The 17,237-nt window shown below is 74.9% G+C and carries 14 protein-coding genes; 5 read left to right on the forward strand and 9 right to left on the reverse strand.

All coding sequences use genetic code 11. The features are described from left to right. Positions 1–80: 80 nt before the first annotated feature. Entirely contained in the window at positions 81–3,443 is a 3,363-nt protein-coding gene (locus tag I8N68_RS33615; protein ID WP_200210611.1) for an ATP-binding protein, read from the reverse strand. Between the two features lie 133 nt (positions 3,444–3,576). On the opposite strand from I8N68_RS33615, the gene I8N68_RS15150 reads away from it, so the two are divergent. After that, complete coding sequence (locus I8N68_RS15150) at positions 3,577–4,455, forward strand: alpha/beta fold hydrolase (protein WP_307812834.1); 879 nt, start codon at positions 3,577–3,579, stop codon at positions 4,453–4,455. Between the two features lie 73 nt (positions 4,456–4,528). On the opposite strand, the gene I8N68_RS15155 is transcribed toward I8N68_RS15150, so the two are convergent. The 3 genes from I8N68_RS15155 to I8N68_RS15165 all read right to left on the reverse strand — a co-directional run bounded on the left by I8N68_RS15155 (position 4,529) and on the right by I8N68_RS15165 (position 7,611). After that, positions 4,529–6,160: an MFS transporter gene (locus tag I8N68_RS15155; RefSeq protein WP_200210613.1), complete on the reverse strand. Its 1,632-nt coding sequence runs from the start codon at positions 6,158–6,160 to the stop codon at positions 4,529–4,531. Beyond that, positions 6,157–6,852 (reverse strand): SDR family NAD(P)-dependent oxidoreductase, encoded by a 696-nt coding sequence (locus tag I8N68_RS15160; protein ID WP_200210614.1) that lies wholly within the window; start codon positions 6,850–6,852, stop codon positions 6,157–6,159. Before I8N68_RS15160 ends, I8N68_RS15155 begins: the two co-directional genes overlap by 4 nt. A gap of 150 nt (positions 6,853–7,002) precedes the next feature. Beyond that, a complete protein-coding gene (locus I8N68_RS15165; RefSeq protein WP_200210615.1) occupies positions 7,003–7,611 on the reverse strand; it encodes a CGNR zinc finger domain-containing protein in 609 nt (202 codons plus the stop codon). Positions 7,612–7,753: 142 nt separating this feature from the next. Between I8N68_RS15165 and I8N68_RS15170 the strand changes: the two genes are divergently transcribed. Next, positions 7,754–8,776 carry a LacI family DNA-binding transcriptional regulator gene (locus I8N68_RS15170; protein ID WP_234039744.1) on the forward strand — a complete coding sequence of 341 codons (1,023 nt, stop codon included), beginning with the start codon at positions 7,754–7,756 and terminating at the stop codon, positions 8,774–8,776. Positions 8,777–8,877: 101 nt separating this feature from the next. Here I8N68_RS15170 and I8N68_RS15175 read toward each other — a convergent pair whose 3' ends face one another. The 3 genes from I8N68_RS15175 to I8N68_RS15185 form a co-directional block, all read right to left on the reverse strand. Further along, positions 8,878–9,264, reverse strand: a complete 387-nt coding sequence (locus I8N68_RS15175) for a DUF2267 domain-containing protein (protein ID WP_200210616.1) — start codon at positions 9,262–9,264, stop codon at positions 8,878–8,880. A gap of 83 nt (positions 9,265–9,347) precedes the next feature. Beyond that, positions 9,348–10,886, reverse strand: a complete 1,539-nt coding sequence (locus tag I8N68_RS15180; RefSeq protein ID WP_200210617.1) for an MFS transporter — start codon at positions 10,884–10,886, stop codon at positions 9,348–9,350. A gap of 111 nt (positions 10,887–10,997) precedes the next feature. Continuing rightward, entirely contained in the window at positions 10,998–11,627 is a 630-nt protein-coding gene (locus I8N68_RS15185) for a TetR/AcrR family transcriptional regulator (protein WP_200210618.1), read from the reverse strand. A gap of 149 nt (positions 11,628–11,776) precedes the next feature. On the opposite strand from I8N68_RS15185, the gene I8N68_RS15190 reads away from it, so the two are divergent. Then, the gene (locus tag I8N68_RS15190) at positions 11,777–12,526 is read left to right on the forward strand and encodes an SDR family oxidoreductase (protein ID WP_200210619.1); all 750 of its coding nucleotides are present in this window, start codon (positions 11,777–11,779) and stop codon (positions 12,524–12,526) included. Between the two features lie 108 nt (positions 12,527–12,634). Here I8N68_RS15190 and I8N68_RS15195 read toward each other — a convergent pair whose 3' ends face one another. Then, positions 12,635–13,756 carry a DUF3103 family protein gene (locus I8N68_RS15195; protein WP_200210620.1) on the reverse strand — a complete coding sequence of 374 codons (1,122 nt, stop codon included), beginning with the start codon at positions 13,754–13,756 and terminating at the stop codon, positions 12,635–12,637. 308 nt (positions 13,757–14,064) lie between these two features. Between I8N68_RS15195 and I8N68_RS15200 the strand changes: the two genes are divergently transcribed. Next, entirely contained in the window at positions 14,065–14,511 is a 447-nt protein-coding gene (locus I8N68_RS15200; RefSeq protein ID WP_200210621.1) for a CBS domain-containing protein, read from the forward strand. After that, positions 14,508–15,806 carry an ArsB/NhaD family transporter gene (locus tag I8N68_RS15205; protein WP_200210622.1) on the forward strand — a complete coding sequence of 433 codons (1,299 nt, stop codon included), beginning with the start codon at positions 14,508–14,510 and terminating at the stop codon, positions 15,804–15,806. Before I8N68_RS15200 ends, I8N68_RS15205 begins: the two co-directional genes overlap by 4 nt. Here I8N68_RS15205 and I8N68_RS15210 read toward each other — a convergent pair. Beyond that, a complete protein-coding gene (locus I8N68_RS15210; protein ID WP_200210623.1) occupies positions 15,788–17,050 on the reverse strand; it encodes a cation:proton antiporter in 1,263 nt (420 codons plus the stop codon). The two genes, I8N68_RS15205 and I8N68_RS15210, sit on opposite strands and share 19 nt — an antisense overlap. Positions 17,051–17,237 lie beyond the last annotated feature (187 nt).

A 17,237-nucleotide genomic window follows, 5' to 3' on the forward strand; every position in this document is an offset into this window, starting at 1 on the left:
TGGCCCCGGTGGCCCTGCCCCCGGGCGCCGTGCCGGCGCCCGGGGCCGGATGTCGCATCCGGCGGGCAGGCGCGGCCCGGTCAGTGGCGCCCCGGCGGGCGCAGGTCCCGCGCCCGGCGGTGATGGGCCGCCGCCTGGTCGTGATGGCCCAGCGCGGTGGCCAGGTCTTCCAGGTAACGGGCCACCGGGCCGAGGGTGAGCGCCCCACTGCCCGCCCCGGCCAGCTCCGCGGCGGCCGGCAGCAGCTCGGCGTAGTGGCGCGCGATCCGGGGACGGTCGTCGAGGGCGAGCGCGGCGCGGGCGGCCAGGCAGAGCAGCGCCTCGCGCAGCAGGTCGTGCGGCGGATCCGGCTGCTCCCGCAGCGCGGTGGCGGCCTCATCGCGGCGGCCGGCGGCCAGCAGGACCAGCGGCCGGACCCACGGCTCGTACGGCCCCCAGTCCACGCCGGCGCCCAGCGCGGGAGCGTCGTCGTCCCCGGTGGACAGTCGCAGCCCGAGCAGGGCCAGGGGCAGTAGCCCGCGAGCCATGCCCGGCATCCCGCCCCCGGCCAGCGTGGCGGCGGCGGCCCGGTACGCGGCCTCCGCCCCGGCCCGGTCACCCGTCACGGCCAGGCGCAGGGCGGCGTACCACCGGGTGAAGACGGCGACCAGCGGCAGCTCGTACCGCGCGGCGAGCCGGTCGGCGGCGGCGGCGTGCGCGTCGGCCGCCGCGAGGTCACCGAGGGCGCCGTGCGCCTGCAGGCCGATGAGGTGGCCGAGCACCTCGAAGGTCACCAGGCGGTGCCGGCCGGCCAGGTCGACCAGCTCCGCGCCGAGGCGGGCGCGTTCGGGCGCCAGACCGGCCCGCCGGAAGCTGTGCATGAAGCGGGCGTTGAGGGCGAAGGCCAGCAGCGCGGGGTCGCCGAGCCGGCGGGCGAGGGTCTCCGCTTCGCATGCCGCCCGGTGACCACGGTCCGACGTGGTGCCGCGCAGCTCCAGCGCCAGGGTGCTCAGCAGCCGGCTGCGCTGCTCCGCCTGCTCGGCGGGGAGCCCGGCCAGGGCGCGCTCGACGGCGGCGACGACGTGGCCGGACAGCTCCTCGTCGTCGTTGCGGGTCCAGACGGCCGGTACGTCGAAGGCGGCCAGCACGGTCGCGGTCAGCACCGGGTCGGCGAGCCGCTCGGCGGTGGCGACCGCGTCGGCCCGCAGCCGGCGCGTCTCGGCCAGGTGCCCGGTCACGGCGAGCGCCCGGCCCCGCCCCATGACCGCCGTCAGTCGCCCGGGTACGTCCTCGCCACCGGCCCGGTCGTGGGCGGCGAGCACCTGCCGCCAGAGGCGGGCCGCCTCGTGCGGATTGAAGCGCCGTTCGGCCTGCTCGGCCGCCGCCCGCGCGTAGCGGGCGGCGCGCGGGGCGGTGGCGCGGCTCGCGGCGTGGGCGAAGTGGTGGGCCAGCGCGGCCACGTCGTCCGGGCGCAGCCGTTCGATCGCCTCCCCGACCAGGGTGTGCCAGTGGGCCCGGCGCGGCCCGGACAGGTCCCCGTAGAGCGTGTCGCGGACCAGGATGTGGGTGAACCGGGTGCCCTGCGCGGTCAGGAAGCCGGCCTGCGCGGCCTGGTCCAGCGCGTCGAGCGTCGCCTCGTCGCCGGCGAGGGCGGCGAGCACGTCCTGGTCGACGTCCCGGCCGATCACCGCGGCCTGCCGCAGCACGGTCCGGGTGGCCTCGGGCAGCCGCGCCAGGCGGTGCCGGATGACGTCCCGCACGCCGGCCGGGACCGCCGCCAGCGCCGCCGTGCCCTCGGCGGCGAGCAGCCGGGCCAGCTCCCGGACGAAGAACGGATTGCCGCCGCTGCGCCGGTGCAGCAGCCGCACGGTGGGCGCGTCCAGCTCCCGCCCGGCCACGACGCCGGCCAGCTCGCCGGTCGCCGCCTCGGGCAGTCCGCCCAGATAGACCCGGACCGGTTCGGTGCGGGCGAGCCGGGCCAGGGTCGCGGTCAGCTCCGGGGAGATCTCGGTGGCCCGGTACGTGCCGACGACCAGCACCGGTCCGGTGATCGGCTCCGGCCCGCCGAGCAGCGCGGTCAGCAGGTCGAGGGTGTCGGCGTCGGCGCGGTGCAGGTCGTCGAGGACGACCAGCACCGGCGTCCGGGCGGCCGCCGCGGTCAGCCGCGCCACGGCGGCCCGGTGCAGCCGGAACCGGGCCACGGCCGGGTCCTCCTGCGCCGTCCCGGCGGCGCCGGCGGGCGACGGGTCGCCGGGCGCACCGGCGTCCGCCCCCGTACCGATCGAGGGCTCGGCGCCGGCCGGCCCCGGACCGGCCGCCCCACCGCTGGTCAGCGCGGCGGTGACCTGCGCCCAGGGCCAGGCCACCGGGGCGCCGGCGTACTCCGGGCTGCGACCCCACGCCGTGGTCCAGCCGCGGGCGGCCAGCCCGGCGGTGAGCGCCTCGACGAGCGCGGTCTTCCCCCCACCCGCCTCCCCGGAGACCAGGGCGAGCCCGGGCCGGCCGCGGGCGGTCACCTCGCCGGCCGCCCGCTCCAGCCGGGCCAGCTCCTCCCCCCGCCCCAGGAGCGGGCGGTCCGCCGCACCGGCGGCCGGCATCGGCGCCGCGGCGTCCCGGGGCGCCGATGCCGGCAACGCGCCACCGGCCGGGGACGGCGCCCGGCCCGGCGGCGGGGTGGCCGCCCGCGGGCTGAGCTGCGGCGCCTGGGCGAGGATGTCGGCTTCGAGCTGCCGCAGCCGCGGGCCCGGGTCCACCCCCAGCTCCCCCACCAGCGTCGCCCGGGCCCGGCGCAGCGCGGCCAGCGCGTCGCCCTGCCGGCCGGCCCGGTAGAGCGCGACCGCCAGCAGGTGCCAGGCATCCTCCCGCAGCGGCTGTGCGGTCGCGTGGGCGCGCAGGTCGGAGGCGGCCTCGGCGGGACGGTCCAGTGCCAGCAGCGCCTCGGCCCGCCGTTCCACGGCCAGCATTCGCAGCTCGTCCAGCCGGTCGATCTCGGCCCGGGCCCAGGGCTGGTCGGCGAACTCCGCGTAGGCCGGCCCCCGCCACCGGGCGAGCGCCGCGTCCAGGTCGGCGCGGGCCCGGTCGGGACGCCCGGTGGCCAGCAGCTCCGCCGACCCGCCGACCGCCGCCTCGAACCGCCAGGCGTCGACGGCGTCGGGCGCGGCGGCCAGCGCGTACCCCGGCGGGGTGGTCACCAGCAGCCGGGCCGGCTGCCGCGGCGGCCGGTCGGGCTCCAGGGCGCGCCGCAGGTCGGCGACGAAGGTGCGCAGGGCGGCCACCGCGCCCGCCGGCGGCTCGTCCCAGAGGGCACCGACGAGCCGGTCCACCGGTACCACCCGGCCCCGGGCGACCAGCAGCCGGGCCAGCACGGCGCGCTGCCGGGTCCCCTTCAGCGGTACGGGGCCCGCCGCGCCGACCACCTCCACCGGCCCCAGTACGCCGAACCGGGGGCCCGCCTGGCTGGTCATGCCGCCCACTCTAGGCAGGCCGCGGGTCGCCGCACCGGCGCGCCGGCCGGGCCACTCATCGGACGCTCATCCGCCGCTGATCTGCCCGGAGCAGGCTCGACAAGCACCGGACATCCGAACAGAAAGGCTTCCCGTGGAACCCAGGATCGATGGTTTCGACTACCGGCGCGTCACCGTCGCCGACGGCGTGACGCTGCACACCGCCGTGGGCGGCTCCGGCAGCCCGATCGTGCTGCTGCACGGCTTCCCGCAGACCCACCTGATGTGGCGGCACGTCGCCGCCGACCTCGCCGCCGATCACACCGTCATCTGTCCCGACCTGCGCGGTTACGGCGCCAGCGACAAGCCCGCGGACACCGACGGCACGGCGTACGCCAAGCGCACCATGGCCGCCGACGTGGTGGCGCTGGCCCGCGAGCTGGGGCACGACCGGTTCGCGCTGGCCGGGCACGACCGGGGCGCCCTGGTGGCGATCCGGGCCGGCCTGGACCACCCGGGCGCGGTCACCCACCTCGCCTCGCTGGACGTGCTGCCGACCCTCGACATGTGGGACGTCCTGCACGGCACCAGCGCCGCCGTGGGGTTCCATCTCTACCTGATGGCGCAGCCGCCCGGCCTGCCCGAGCGGATGATCGGGGCCAGCCCGGACGCCTTCTTCGGCCACTTCCTGGACGGCTGGGCCGGCGACCCGGACGCGATCCCGGCCGACGTGCGGGCCGCCTACCTGCGGGCGTCCCGGGAGGCGGTGGTTTCGATCGTCGCCGACTACCGGGCCTCGGCGGGGATCGACGTCGCGCACGACGAGGCCGACCGCGCGGCCGGCAACCGGCTGCGGATGCCGGTGACGGTGCTCCAGCAGGACTGGGGCGCGGCGCTCGGCTTCGACGCGGCGGCGCGGTGGCGGGCGTGGGCGCCGGACCTGGCGCATCGGTCGGTCTCCTACGGCCACTTCATGGCCGAGGAGGCGCCCGCCGAGGTGGTGCGGGCGCTGCGCGCGCTGCTGACCCGGTAGCGGCGTCGACGCGGGTGCGGCCGGCCAGCGCGCGGCCGGGCCGGCACCGCGGCCGAGCCGGCACCCGGGGTGCTCACGCCGCCTCCCGGTTGTCAGCCAGCGCCGGGCCGGCGGCGGCCGGCAGCAGGTGCCGTACCTCCGGCACGCCGTCGGCGAGCTCCCGGGCCCGTTCCTCGGCCTCCTGGTCGGCGCCGGTCAGCCGGCCCCCGTGCTGGCGCAGGTGCTCGTCCCAGGACGGCACCAGGTAGACCTCGACGAACCGGTCCCGGGACTCGCCCTCCCGGAACAGCCCCCACCGCATCGCCCCGGTACGCTGCCGCGCGCCCCGCACCACGTCCATGGCGTCGAGGAACGCCCGCTCCCGGTCCGGCCGGACGGTGTACGTGACCAGCACCAGCACCGGGCCGACCCGGGGGTCCGGCTGGTGGGCCAGTCGCAGCCGCGGCCAGTAGGTGGCCGGATCCTTGTTCACCCCCCGCAGCTCCGGCAGCGGCCAGATCTGGCTGGTCACCGCGCCGACCAGCATCAACGCGCCGGCGGCGACAAACGCGACGACCAGTCCGGCGAGGTCGGCCACCACACCCCAGGCGAACGCGCCCACGGCCTGCCCGCCGCCCTGCACGATCTGGTAGACGGCCAGCCCGCGGGCGCGTACCCAGCCGGGCAGGAAGAGCTGGATCTCGGCGTTGACGTTGGCCAGGACGGTGACCCAGGCCAGCCCGGCGGGCAGCAGCGCGACCAGCACCAGCGGCACGACCCGCACCGACGCCACCACGAGCAGGGTGCCGCCGTACAGCGCTCCGGCCACCAGCAGCAACTGGTTGGCCGACATCCGGGTCCGGATCCACGGCAGCAGCAGCCCACCGGCGATCGCGCCCACGCCCAGGGCGGCCAGCAGCATGCCGTAGCCGCTGGAGTCCATGCCGAGCCGTCGGTTGGCCACCACCGGAAGCAGCGCCCAGAGCGCGCTGGCCGGGATCACGAAGACCAGCGCGCGCCGCAGCAGCCGCCGGACGATCGGCGAGTGGCGCACGTACCGGCCGCCGGCCCGCAGGGCGGCGGTGAAGCGTTCCGGGACCTCGACGGCACGGGCGTTGCCGGGGCGCCAGCGCACCAGGGCGTACGCGAAGACCAGGAACGCCACGGCGTTGAGGGCGAAGACCGGCGCCACCCCGGTACGGGCGATCAGCACGCCGGCCACCGCGGGGCCGATGGCCCGGGCCACGTTCACGCTGATCGAGCCGAGCGCGGAGGCGGACCGGAGCTGGGCGTGCGGCACCAGCTCGGGGATCACCGCCGCCCACGCCGGCAGGGTGAGCGCCTGACCCACGCCGAACGCGAAGGTGAGGGTGAGCAGCAGCGCCGGCGGCATCCGCCCGGTGGCGGTGAGCGCGGTGAGCGCCACCGCCACCGCGACCAGGAAGAGCTGCACCGAGATCAGCAGGTGCCGGCGGTCGAAGGTGTCGGCCAGCGCGCCGGCCGGCAGGGCCAGCAGCAGCACCGGCAGCAGGCTGGCGGTCTGCACCAGGGCGACCAGCGTCGAGGCGTTCGGCTGGTTGATCAGCAGCCACTGCGCGCCGACGGTCTGCATCCAGGTGCCGACGTTGGCGGCCAGCAGGGCCAGCCACAGGTTGCGGTAGACGGCGGTCCGCAGCGGCGCCCACGCCGAGACGGCAGGCTCGGCGTCGGCGCCGCCGGCCGTCACCACCGCCCGTCGGCGCGCAGCACGTGCTCGCCGGAGACGTACAGGTCCTCGGGGGCGAGCAGCAGCAGCCGGACGACCTCCGTGGCGACCTGCTCCGGCAGCGCGTAGATCTCGTCCAGGAAGGCGTCACCGACCCGGTCCTGCAACCGGGTCGGCATCGGCCCGGGATGCAGTTGCATCACCTTCACGCGGTTGCTGTGCTGGGCCTCGGCCAGCGACTCGACCAGGCTGCTGCCGTAGCTCTTGGTGGCCCGGTAGAGCGGGATGCCCGGCCGCGGCTTCGTCACCGCCATTGCCCCGATGTACACCACGTTGCCGTGGTTCTGCCGGCGCAGGTGGTGCAGCGCCTCCCGGAGCACGTACGTGGTGCCCAGGGCGTTGACCTCCACGGTCCGCCGGATGCGCTCCGGCGACAGCTGCGCCAGGTCGCCGCCGGCCCACACCGAGGCGCAGGCCGCCACCCCGTCGATCACCCCGTACCGCCGCGCCACCGCGGCGAAGGCGTCCCGGACCTGCTCGTAGGACGAGACGTCGCAGACCCCGCCGGCGCAGCCCAGCTCGTCGGTGACGGCGGCGACCTCGTCGGACACGTCACCGAGGACCGCAACCCGGTGTTCGTCGGCCAGCAGGCGGGCCACCGCCAGGCCGAGGCCGCTGGTGCCACCCACCACCACGAAGGTTCTGGCGCCCATGTTCCTCCCGCCGCCACAGGGACGCGCGACGGCGCAGCGTTCCCGCTCACCGACGGTCCACACGTCGTCCGGTGATCGCTGATCGGACGGTGGTGCCGCCCGACGACAGCGCTGCGGACGGCACGCCGCAGCGGCCGCGGGAATCGCCGGTCAGCCCGACCGGGGCCCGGGACCGCCCGCGTCCTGGCTGGGCGGTACGGCCGCCCGCTCGCGGCGTCGCCGGGTGGCGTACGCGCGCCGCATCTTGATGTGGTTGCCGCAGCCGGCCATCGAGCACCAGCGGCGGGCCTGGTTGCGGGAGGCGTCGTAGTACGCCCAGCGGCACGTGTCGCGGGCGCACACCTTGAGCCTGCTCCAGGTGCCCTCCTCCGCGCACCGCCGGACCGCGTCGACGAGTCCGGCCAACGCGCCGTCGGAGGCGCTGTCACGGACGGCGACCAGGCGGGGCCCGCCGGCGTCGAGGGTCATCCGGACGGGCACCCGGGCCAGTGCCCGGTCGAGCCCGGCGAGCGTGCCTGGGTCGGCGTCGTGACCGGCGTGGCGCAGCAGCACCGCGCGCAGGCCTTCCCGGATGGCCACCGCGGCGGCGAGGTCGACCGGGCGGAGCGCTGTGGTGGCCGGCAGCAGCCCGCGCTCGGCGAACCAGTCGCGCAGCCGGTCCGGTGTGGTCAGCAGCTCCTCGTCGACCTGCGGTTCGAGGGTGTTGACGAAGTCGCGCACCAGCCGGGCTGCGGGCGTGATCGCTGCCTCCTCGTCCACGGTCGACCCCCTTTCGTCACACCAGCGTACCGCCTTGACAGGTGTAACTGCCTCTGCGAGGGTCGGCTGGTACACCACCGAATCGCTTTCGCCGGTATGAGCCGGGGGCGAACGCCCGGGTCGCCGCGGACGGGAGGATGCGTTGCGGATTTCCACGCTGAAGGACGTGGCGCGGCACGCCGGGGTGTCGGTCAAGACGGTCTCCAACGTCGTCAACGGCTACCCGTACATCAGCGCCGACATGCGCCGGCGGGTGCAGGCCGCGATCGAGGAGCTGAAATACCGGCCCAACCCGACGGCGCGGCACCTGCGCGCCGGGCGGACCGGGCTGCTCGCCCTCGTGGTGACCGGGACCGGCCTGCCGTACCTCGACGACCTCGCCGTCGACGTCGTCGCCGCCGCCGCCGCCGACCGCGGCTACCGCGTCGTCGTCGAACGCGGCGACCTGGCCGCCATCGGCGCCGCCCGCCCGATGGCGGTCGACGGCGTGCTGCTGGCCGCGGACGGCACACCGCCGGAGCCGATCCAGGCGCAGGCCGCCGCCGGTACCCCGCTGGTCCGGCTCGGCGAGACCCGGGACGGTCACGGCGACCACGTCGCCATCGACCACGCCCGTGCCGCGCGGGATGCCACCGAGCACCTGCTGCGCGCGGGACGCCGGACGGTGGCCGCGATCGGCGGCCACCCGGACCAGTCCCCGGCCGCGCCGGGGCCGCGCACCGCCGGCTACCGGCAGGCGCTGCGCCGGGTCGGCCTCGCCCCGCGGCCGGGCGACGAGCAACCCGTCCGGTGGCACCGCCGCGCCGAGGGCCACCGGGCAGCCCGGGCCCTCCTGGCGGGGCCGGCGCCCCCCGACGCCATCTTCTGCCACTCGGACCTGCTGGCGATCGGCGCCGTACGCGCCGTCGTGGACGCCGGGCTGCGGGTGCCCGACGACGTCGCCGTCATCGGGATCGGCGACATCGAGGAGGGACGCTACTCCCGGCCGGCCCTGAGCACCGTCGCCGTCGACACCGCCTTCATCGCCCGCGAGGCCGTCGCTCGGATCGCGGCCCGCGGCGACCAGCCGGACGCCGCACCCGTCGAGATCACCGCACCCCACGCGGTGCGGCCCCGGGAGAGCAGCGGCGCGGCCACGCCCGCCGGTCGGCCGCTGCCCGGTTGACCGGACGGCCGTGCCCCGGCGGCAGGGCGCCTGGTCGCCTCAACCTGCTCTTCGCGCAACCTCAGGCGCGGCCGGTGCGGTGCGGCGGCCGGCCACGACGGTCAGGGCCCGTGCGGCAGGGGCTCGGCCAGGGCGCGGATGTCCGCGGGCAGCTGCGCCATGGCGTTGGTGAACTCGCGGTGCCCGACCACCCGGTGCAGGGTCTGCAGGACGGCCCGGGCGCCCCGCTCCGCGGCGCCGCCATCGATTCCCGCGCGGTCCGCGATCCGGCGCAGGAACTCGTCGTACCCGAACGCCTCCGGATCCTCGGTGCCCTTGACGAGCAGCGGGCTCAGCTCGTTGGCGACGTGGCCGGCCAGGGCCGCCGCCTCGCCGCCGCTGATCCGCTCCGCGAGGGTACGCAGGGTGGCCTGGGTCAGGGGCTGCGCCGCCTCCGGCGAGACACCCGCTCGGGCAGCGACCTTGTCGAAGAAGCTGAGCTCGGCCATGCCACGTCCTTCCCGTCCGGAGACAGCGTGGCTACCCGCGGCCCCCGACGACAAACGCGCCGCGGGCCGGACCGGGGCGGCGGTCAGCGGGGGTTCTTCGGCCCGGTCGCACCGGGCTGGCGGTTCGGCTGTTCGGCGGTGGACACCCGGGCCGGCGGACCCGCCACGCCGAGGTGCAGGTGGTGCCGCAGCGTTCGCAGGCGGTGCCGGCGGTCTCCCCCGACACCCTGGCCGGCCCGGGTCAGGACGTCGGCGCGGATGGTGGTGACGGCGATGAGAGCGCCGAGGACGGAGAGCCCGGCGGTCAGCAGCATGGCGCGGTGGAAGGCGTCGGTCAACGCGTCCGGGTCGGTGTACTGACTGCCGGTCAGCCCGACCGCCAGCGGCAGCACGGCGATGGCGGCGAGTTGCGCGGTACGCGCGACGGCGTTGTTGACCCCGGAGGCGATCCCGGAGTGCCGGTCGCTGGCCGCCGCGAGCACGGTGGAGGTGACCGGGGCGACCACGGCGGCCAGCCCCAGCCCGAACACCACCACGGCGGGCAGCACGTCGGGCACGTACCGGCTGTCCGGGCCGATGCGCAGCATCAGCAGCATTCCCGCCGCGATGAGCAGCGGGCCGACGGTGAGCGGGATCCGCGGTCCGATCCGCTGGGCGAGTGCGCCGGAGGCCGACGAGAGCGCCAGCATGATCCCGGTGATCGGCAGGGAGGCGGCGCCGGCCGCCAACGGCGAGTACCGCAGCGCGCCCTGGAGGAAGATGACGAAGAGGAAGAACACCCCGCCCAGCGCGGCGTAGACCGCGAAGGTGACCGCGTTGGCGGCGGTGAACTGCCGGTCGGCGAAGATGCTCGGCGGCAGCATCGGGTTCTGCCGGCGGCGCTCCAGCACGACGAACGTGACGCTGGCGACCAGGCCGACCAGCGCCGCGAGCAGGACCGGCAGCCCGAATCCGTTCGACGCCTGGACCAGGGCGAAGGTCAGCCCGGCCAGCGCCAGCGTGGCCAGGGCCGCCCCGGCCACGTCCAGCCGGCCCCGGGCGTCCGGGTCCCTCGACTCGGGCACCCGGGCAAGACAGATGAGCACGACCAGCACGCCGAGCGGGATCGGCAGCAGGAACACCCACCGCCAGGACGACTCCACCAACCAGCCGCTGATCAGCGGGCCGGCCGCGGCGGCGACGCCGCCCAGCGCCGACCAGGCGCCGATGGCCTTGGCCCGGTCCTGCGGTCGCAGCAGCGCCTCCAGCATGGCCAGGCTGCCCGGGGTGAGCAGCGCCCCGCCGACGCCCTGCACCACCCGCGCGGCGACCAGGAGCGGCAGGGTCGGGGCGGCGGCGCAGGCCCCGGACGCGACGGTGAACAGCACGGTGCCCAGGACGAAGACCCGGCGACGGCCCAACCGGTCACCGAGCGAGCCGCCGAGCAGGATCAGCGCCGCGAGGGTCAGCAGGTAGCCGTTGAGCACCCACTGGAGGCCGGAAACCCCGGCGCCCAACTCCCGGCCGATCACCGGCAGCGCCACGTTGACCACGGTCGCTTCCAGCTGCGCCAGCGCCGAGCCGAGGACCGTGGCGATCAACAGCCACCGACCGCGAGCACCGGCCAGGGCCAGCCCCGGCATGTCCGGAGAGCGTCGATCCTGGCTCACCGGACGCCGGCCGGATCACGGTCGCTGGCCATGCCCCGAACCTACCGGCGCGGAGCAGCGGAACTCGGCGCTTCGGGCGAGGGGTCAGCGGCCGGTGGAGGAGACCGGCCGGTCCGGGTACGCCGCGGCGGCGAAGGCGTGCAGGGCGATCTCGGCGGCCTGCTCGAGCTGGGCGCGCGTGACACCGGCGGCGGCGTGCACCGCCTGCCCCTCGGTGACGATCGAGACGAACCGGGCGAGCGCCACCGGGTCGGCCCCCTCCGGCAGGTCGTGCTCCTCGACCGCCCTGGCGAAGCGCTCGGCCAGGGCCTGCTCGCCGGCCAGCCGGCTGGCCGCGAGGAACGCGGCGATGCCGGCGTTCTCGGTGCTGCACGCGGTGCCGCCCTGGATCGACAGGCAACCGGCCGGGCGATCGGGGCGGGTCAGGGCGACCACGTTCGCCCGCAGCATCGCGGCGGCGACCTCGTACGCGGTGGCCTGGGTCAGCGCGTCCCGCGCGTACGCCATCTCGACGTCGGCGTACCGGGCCACGACCTTACGGAAGAGGCCCTCCTTGTTGCCGTACGCGGCGTAGAGGCTGGGCTTGTTGATGCCCATGGCGTTGGTGAGGTCGGTCAGCGACGCACCCTCGTAGCCCTGGCGCCAGAACACCTCCACGGCCCGGTCCAGGGCCGCTTCGGCGTCGAACGCCCGCGGTCGTCCGGTCTGGGGCATCTGAGCCACCTCCTCGGGCTCCACGATACTCCCGCCCAACCGCTCGGTACAAAAGTTTGGCGACTGGCCGGGGCCCCTGCTAGGTTTGCTTTTGTACCGAGCGGTACGGAACTCCGACCGCTCAATCGACCCGGCAAGGAGAACGTTCCATGGGACAGCTCAACGGCAAGACGGCCCTGGTCACCGGCGGCACCACCGGCATCGGCCTGGCGGCGGCCCAGCGCTTCGCCGCCGAAGGCGCCCACGTCTTCATCACCGGACGCCGCCAGGCACAGCTGGACGAGGCCGTGGCCGCGATCGGCCCCGGCGCCACCGGCATCCGCAGCGACGTCAGCAACCTCGACGACCTCGACCTGGTGGTCGAGGCGATCACCGCCCGCGGCGCCGGCCTCGACGTCCTCTTCGCCAACGCGGGCGGCGGCGAGTTCGCTCGGCTAGGCGACATCAGCCTGGCGCACTACACCGACACGTTCGACCGCAACGTGCGCGGCACGGTGTTCACCGTCCAGAAGGCCCTGCCGGTGCTCAACGACGGCGCGTCGGTGATCCTGGCCGGGTCGACCGCGGCGAGCAACGGTACGCCGGCGTTCAGCGTGTACGCCGCCTCCAAGGCCGCCATCCGCTCGTTCGGCCGCACCTGGGCCGCCGAGCTGACCAGCCGGAAGATCAGGGTCAACACCGTCATTCCGGGCCCCACCGAGACCCCGGGCATCACCGGACTGGCGAACAGCCCGGAGGAGGCCGCCGGCCTGATCCAGATGCTGGCCTCCACCGTGCCAATGGGCCGGATGGGCCAGCCGGCGGAGATCGCCAACGCCGTGCTCTTCCTCGCCAGCGACCAGAGCAGCTTCATGACCGGCGGCGAGCTCTACGTCGACGGCGGCGCCGAGCAGATCTGACCGATCCGCGTCGCGCCGGTTCGCGGCCGGCGTCCCCGGCCCCCTCGCGGCCCAAGACGCCGGCCGCCTGCCTCCCCCGGCGTTGCCGCACGGGGGAGGCGACCAGATTCAGAACTGCTGGACCCAGTACGGCGCCACGTCCATCCAGCCGTTGGCGGCCGCGCCGTTGAGCCGGCCGGAGCTGCCGGTGCTGAGGGTGTACCAGGAGTCGACGTAGTCCGGGTCGTCGGTCCACCAGCTGGCCGGCATCGCGTTGATGATCGCGGTGACCAGCGGGGTGTAGGTGCCGTAGTCGACGACGGTCAGCAGGGCGGTGATCAGCGCCGTGGCCAGGTCGCGGTAGTTGGTGTCGCCGTCGTCCTCCCACATCACCACGTCGGCCAGGTTGTACTTGTAGTTGTTGAAGTGGACCAGCAACTGGTTGGGGTAGTAGACCGTGCCGTCGTTGTCGAGGTAGGGCATCTCCACGATGTTGACCGTGGCCTTGCCGTCGAGTCCGGTGCCGCCGACGACGTTGAAGATCTCCGCGCTGCCCTTGACCCACGGCTCCTGGTCATTGTTGAGCCGGATGGCGTTGACCTTGGTGGCCCAGTAACCGCCCTGCGTCGTCACGGCGGAGGTGACGCTGGTCAACCGCCGCGCGGTCAACTCCTGCCGCACCTGCGCCAGGCCCCGCTGCATCGCCTTCGCCACGTTGACCTCGACCACCAGCACCGGACGCTCGGGCAGCCGGACCGGATCGAGGAGGAGCTGCGCTCCGGCCGGTTCGTAGGCCACCACGCCGGTCATCGCGTCGTCGGTCGACGCCGCCGCCACGAGCGGGCGCTCGGTACGGGCCAACTCAGCCGCCATGTCCTGATGTCCGAGCCGGAGTTGCAGCACCGAGCCGGTGGCCGCCGGCAGCCCCTTCGCCGCCAGCACCGCCGCATTGGCCGATTGAGCGCCGCGGTCGGTCCGGGCATTCAGTCGGGCCGTCAGCAGATCCACCGGCCCGGCGGTGACGGCCGCGACCACCCGGTCGCGGGTGGCGGGATCGGCGAGCGCGCCGGCCACCTGACGGGCGAGCCGGTCGGTGGCTGAGAAGACCGGGCCGACACCGGACGGGGCCGCCAGGGTGAGCTGGCGCGTGGAGTCGGGGCTGGCCTGCGCGGGTGTCGCCGTCGAGGCCATCAGGGTGGTTGCCGCCAGGCCCAGGGACAACAGGCCGAGCCGGAACGAACGTGGACGCATACGGACTCCTCTGCCGGTCGCGGTGCCGGCTCGTGACCGGCCCGCAGGCGATGCCAGATGATCGCATCCAGACATAGGGGTTGGTCAATGACAAGCAATTGCGGCCCCCGCCGCACCAACCGGAGCCCACCTGCCGACAAGAGCGAGCGAGACCAGTTGACCGGCGCGGACCCGGACGTTCGTCGCGATGGTCGGTCCGGGGTTCCGACGCAGCTCCACCACCGGGCGGCTAGGGTGATCACCGGTGTGCCGGGAAGTCTGGTCGGCGTGCGACGAAACGTGTCCCGACCAGACCAGCAGGAGCCGACGTGCGTGCCCGAGACCTGGCGGTGCCCTTCCCCACCATCACCGTCGACGCGCCCGTGCTGGAGGCAGCCCGGCTACTGGCCGGATACAACCTGCCCGGGCTGATCGTGGTCGACAGTGCCGGCTGCCCCGTCACGGTGCTGCCCGGTACGCAGGTGCTGCGCCTGGTCATCCCCGGCTACTGCCGCGAGGATCCGACCCTGGCCCGGATGATCGACGAACCCTCCGCGGACGTCTTCCTCCGCGGGGCGGACGGCAAGACGGTCGCCGACCTACTGCCCCGGGAACGTCCGGAGCCGCCGGTGGTCGAGCCCCAGGCCACCGTCCTGGAGGTCGCCGCGGTCATGGCCCAGAAGCGCAGCCCGCTGGTGGCGGTCGCCGCTCGGGGCGGGCCGATGCTCGGCGGGATCACCCTGGACGCGCTGCTCGACCGGATGCTGACGGCGTGAGCGCGGTCGCCTGGGCGGCAGTGGCCGTCTTCACCGTCGCCTACGTCCTCATCGCCACCGAGAAGGTCCACCGGGTCGCCGCCGCGCTGGGCGGGGCGGCGGTGATGTTCCTGATCGGCGCCACCGACACCGAGCACGCGTTCTTCTCCGAGCGGGCCGGCATCGACTGGAACGTCATCTTCCTGCTGGTCGGCATGATGCTGATCGTCGCCGTGTTCAAACGCACCGGCGGTTTCGAGTACGTCGCCGTGTGGGCCGCCAAGCGGGCCCGGGGCCGACCCTTCCCGGTGATGGTGATCCTCGTGCTCATCACCGCCGTGGCGTCGGCGGCCCTGGACAACGTCACCACCGTGCTGCTCATCGCCCCGGTGACGTTCCTGGTCTGCGAACGCCTCGGCGTGCCGGCGGTCCCGTTCCTGATCGCCGAGGCGATGGCCTCGAACATCGGCGGCACCGCCACCCTGGTCGGCGATCCGCCGAACATCATCATCGCCAGCCGGGGCGGGCTGACGTACAACGACTTCCTGGTTCACCTCGCCCCGTTCATCGTGCTGCTGCTGATCGTGTTCCTGGGCCTGTGCCGGGTGCTGTTCCGCCGGGCGTTCCGGTACGACCCGGACCGCGCGGCGCAGATCGCCACGCTGCGCGAGGCCGATGCGATCCGCGACCGACGCCTGCTCGCCCTGGGGCTGGCCGTGCTCGGCGCGGTCACCGCCGCGTTCGTCCTGCACACCACCCTGCACCTGGAACCAGCGGTGGTCGCCCTGCTCGGCGGCCTGCTGCTGCTCGCCCTGTCCCGGCTCGACGCCGGCGAGGTCAGCCGCGACGTCGAATGGCCCACCCTGATCTTCTTCGCCGGGCTGTTCGTGATGGTCGGCGCCCTGGTCAACACCGGCGTCGTCGAGCAGATCTCCCGCGCCGCCATCGGGGCCACCGCCGACCGACTCCTGCCCGCCTCGATGCTGCTGCTCTGGGGGTCGGCGGCCCTGTCGGCGATCGTGGACAACATCCCCTACGTCGCCACCATGAGCCCGGTCGTCGCCGACCTGGTCCACGCCCAGGGCGACACCGACCAGTCCCGGGTGCTCTGGTGGGCCCTCGCCCTCGGCGCCGACCTCGGCGGCAACGCCACCGCCGTCGGCGCCTCCGCCAACGTCGTCGTCCTCGGCCTCGCCGAACGGGCCGGCCACAAGATCACCTTCTGGCAGTTCACCAAGTACGGCCTCGTGGTCACCCTGGTCACCGTCGGGCTGTCCATGCCGTACCTGTGGCTGCGCTACTTCGTGCTCGCCTGACCCTCGTTCCCGTCGCCCGGGTGGCCCGGCCGCTCGACGGCACGGGCCCGCTGTACCCGGCGCAGCAGCCCGTGCCAGTTCGGGGTCTCCCGGCTGTCGTCGAAGGCCCGGGCGACCACCACGTCGGTCGACGAGTGCGCCAGGATCGAGATCACGATCGTCAAAGCCACCAGATGGAACACCTCGTCCGCGGCGGCGATGCCGGACTCCAGCACCAGCAGCCCGTAGACCACCGAGGCGAACCCCTTCGGCCCGAACCACATCGCGGCGGCCTGCTCCCGCAGGCTCAGCCCGGAGCGCAGAAACGAGATCCACAGTGCGACCGGCCGGGCCAGGATGATCGCCAGGACGGCGAACACCCAACCGGCCCAGGAGATCTCACCCAGGAACTCCACCGAGATGAGTGCCCCGAAGACCAGCAGCGCGCCCAGCTTCAGCAGCTCGGCGACGTTCTCCCCGAAGTGTTCGAAGGCGGCCCGCTCCCGCGGCCCGAACGTGGCCACGGTGATCCCCGCGGCGAACGCGGCCAGGAACAGGTTGCCGTGGGTGACCTTGCCCAGCGCCAGCACCAGCAACCCGATCGCCACCCCGTTGAGCGGCGCGTACGCCGCCGAGGCGGCGAACCAGCGGGTCCGCTCCAACGCGATCGCCGCCAGCGGCACCAGCACGCCGATCAGCAATCCGACGGCGAGTTCGTTGGCCAGCTCCCCCAGATGCAGGTCGTGCGAGCCGGCAGCGACGGCCAGGAAGAGCACGACGAACGGCAGGGCCAGGCCGTCGTTGACACCGGACTCCACGTTGAGCAGATGCCGCAGCCGGCCCGGCACCTTGTCGTTTCCGACCAGCGCGGCAGCGAACACCGGGTCGGTCGGGGCGAGGATCGCGCCGATCAGCAGCGCCTCCGGCCAGTCCAGCCCCGCGACGTAGTGGGCCAGCACCGCCGTCACCAGGAGGGTCAACGGCAGCCCCCAGCCCAACGCCCGGCCGGGCAGCCGCCACGCCGAGCGCAGGTCGGCCCAGCCGACCCGCATGCCGTCGGTGAACAGCACCGCGAACAACGCCAGCTCGGCCAGCTGCGCCACGATCGGCGAGTCGGCCCGCAGCTGCAGTACCCCGGTGGTGTCCTCGCCGAGCACGAACCCGGCGACCAGGAACAGCGCCGCGGTGGACAGGATGGTGCGGTGGGCCAGCGCCGACACGAGCACGGCAGCCAACAGGACGACGGCGAAGCACAGCAGCAACACGGGTACATCCTCCGGGGGCACGGGTCATCACGGTGCCGACCAGACTTCCCGGCGCTCCACGGATCCCGGCGATCATAGCGGTGCTGGGCGCCGGTCACGACTCCCCCGGAACGCGGCCGGGCGGCCCGCCCCGATCCGGCGGCTGTCAAGGGGTTGACGCGACCCAGTACGGTGGCCGGTGGTGCGC

Source organism: Micromonospora coerulea, from assembly GCF_016598485.1.
Lineage (GTDB): Bacteria > Actinomycetota > Actinomycetes > Mycobacteriales > Micromonosporaceae > Micromonospora > Micromonospora coerulea.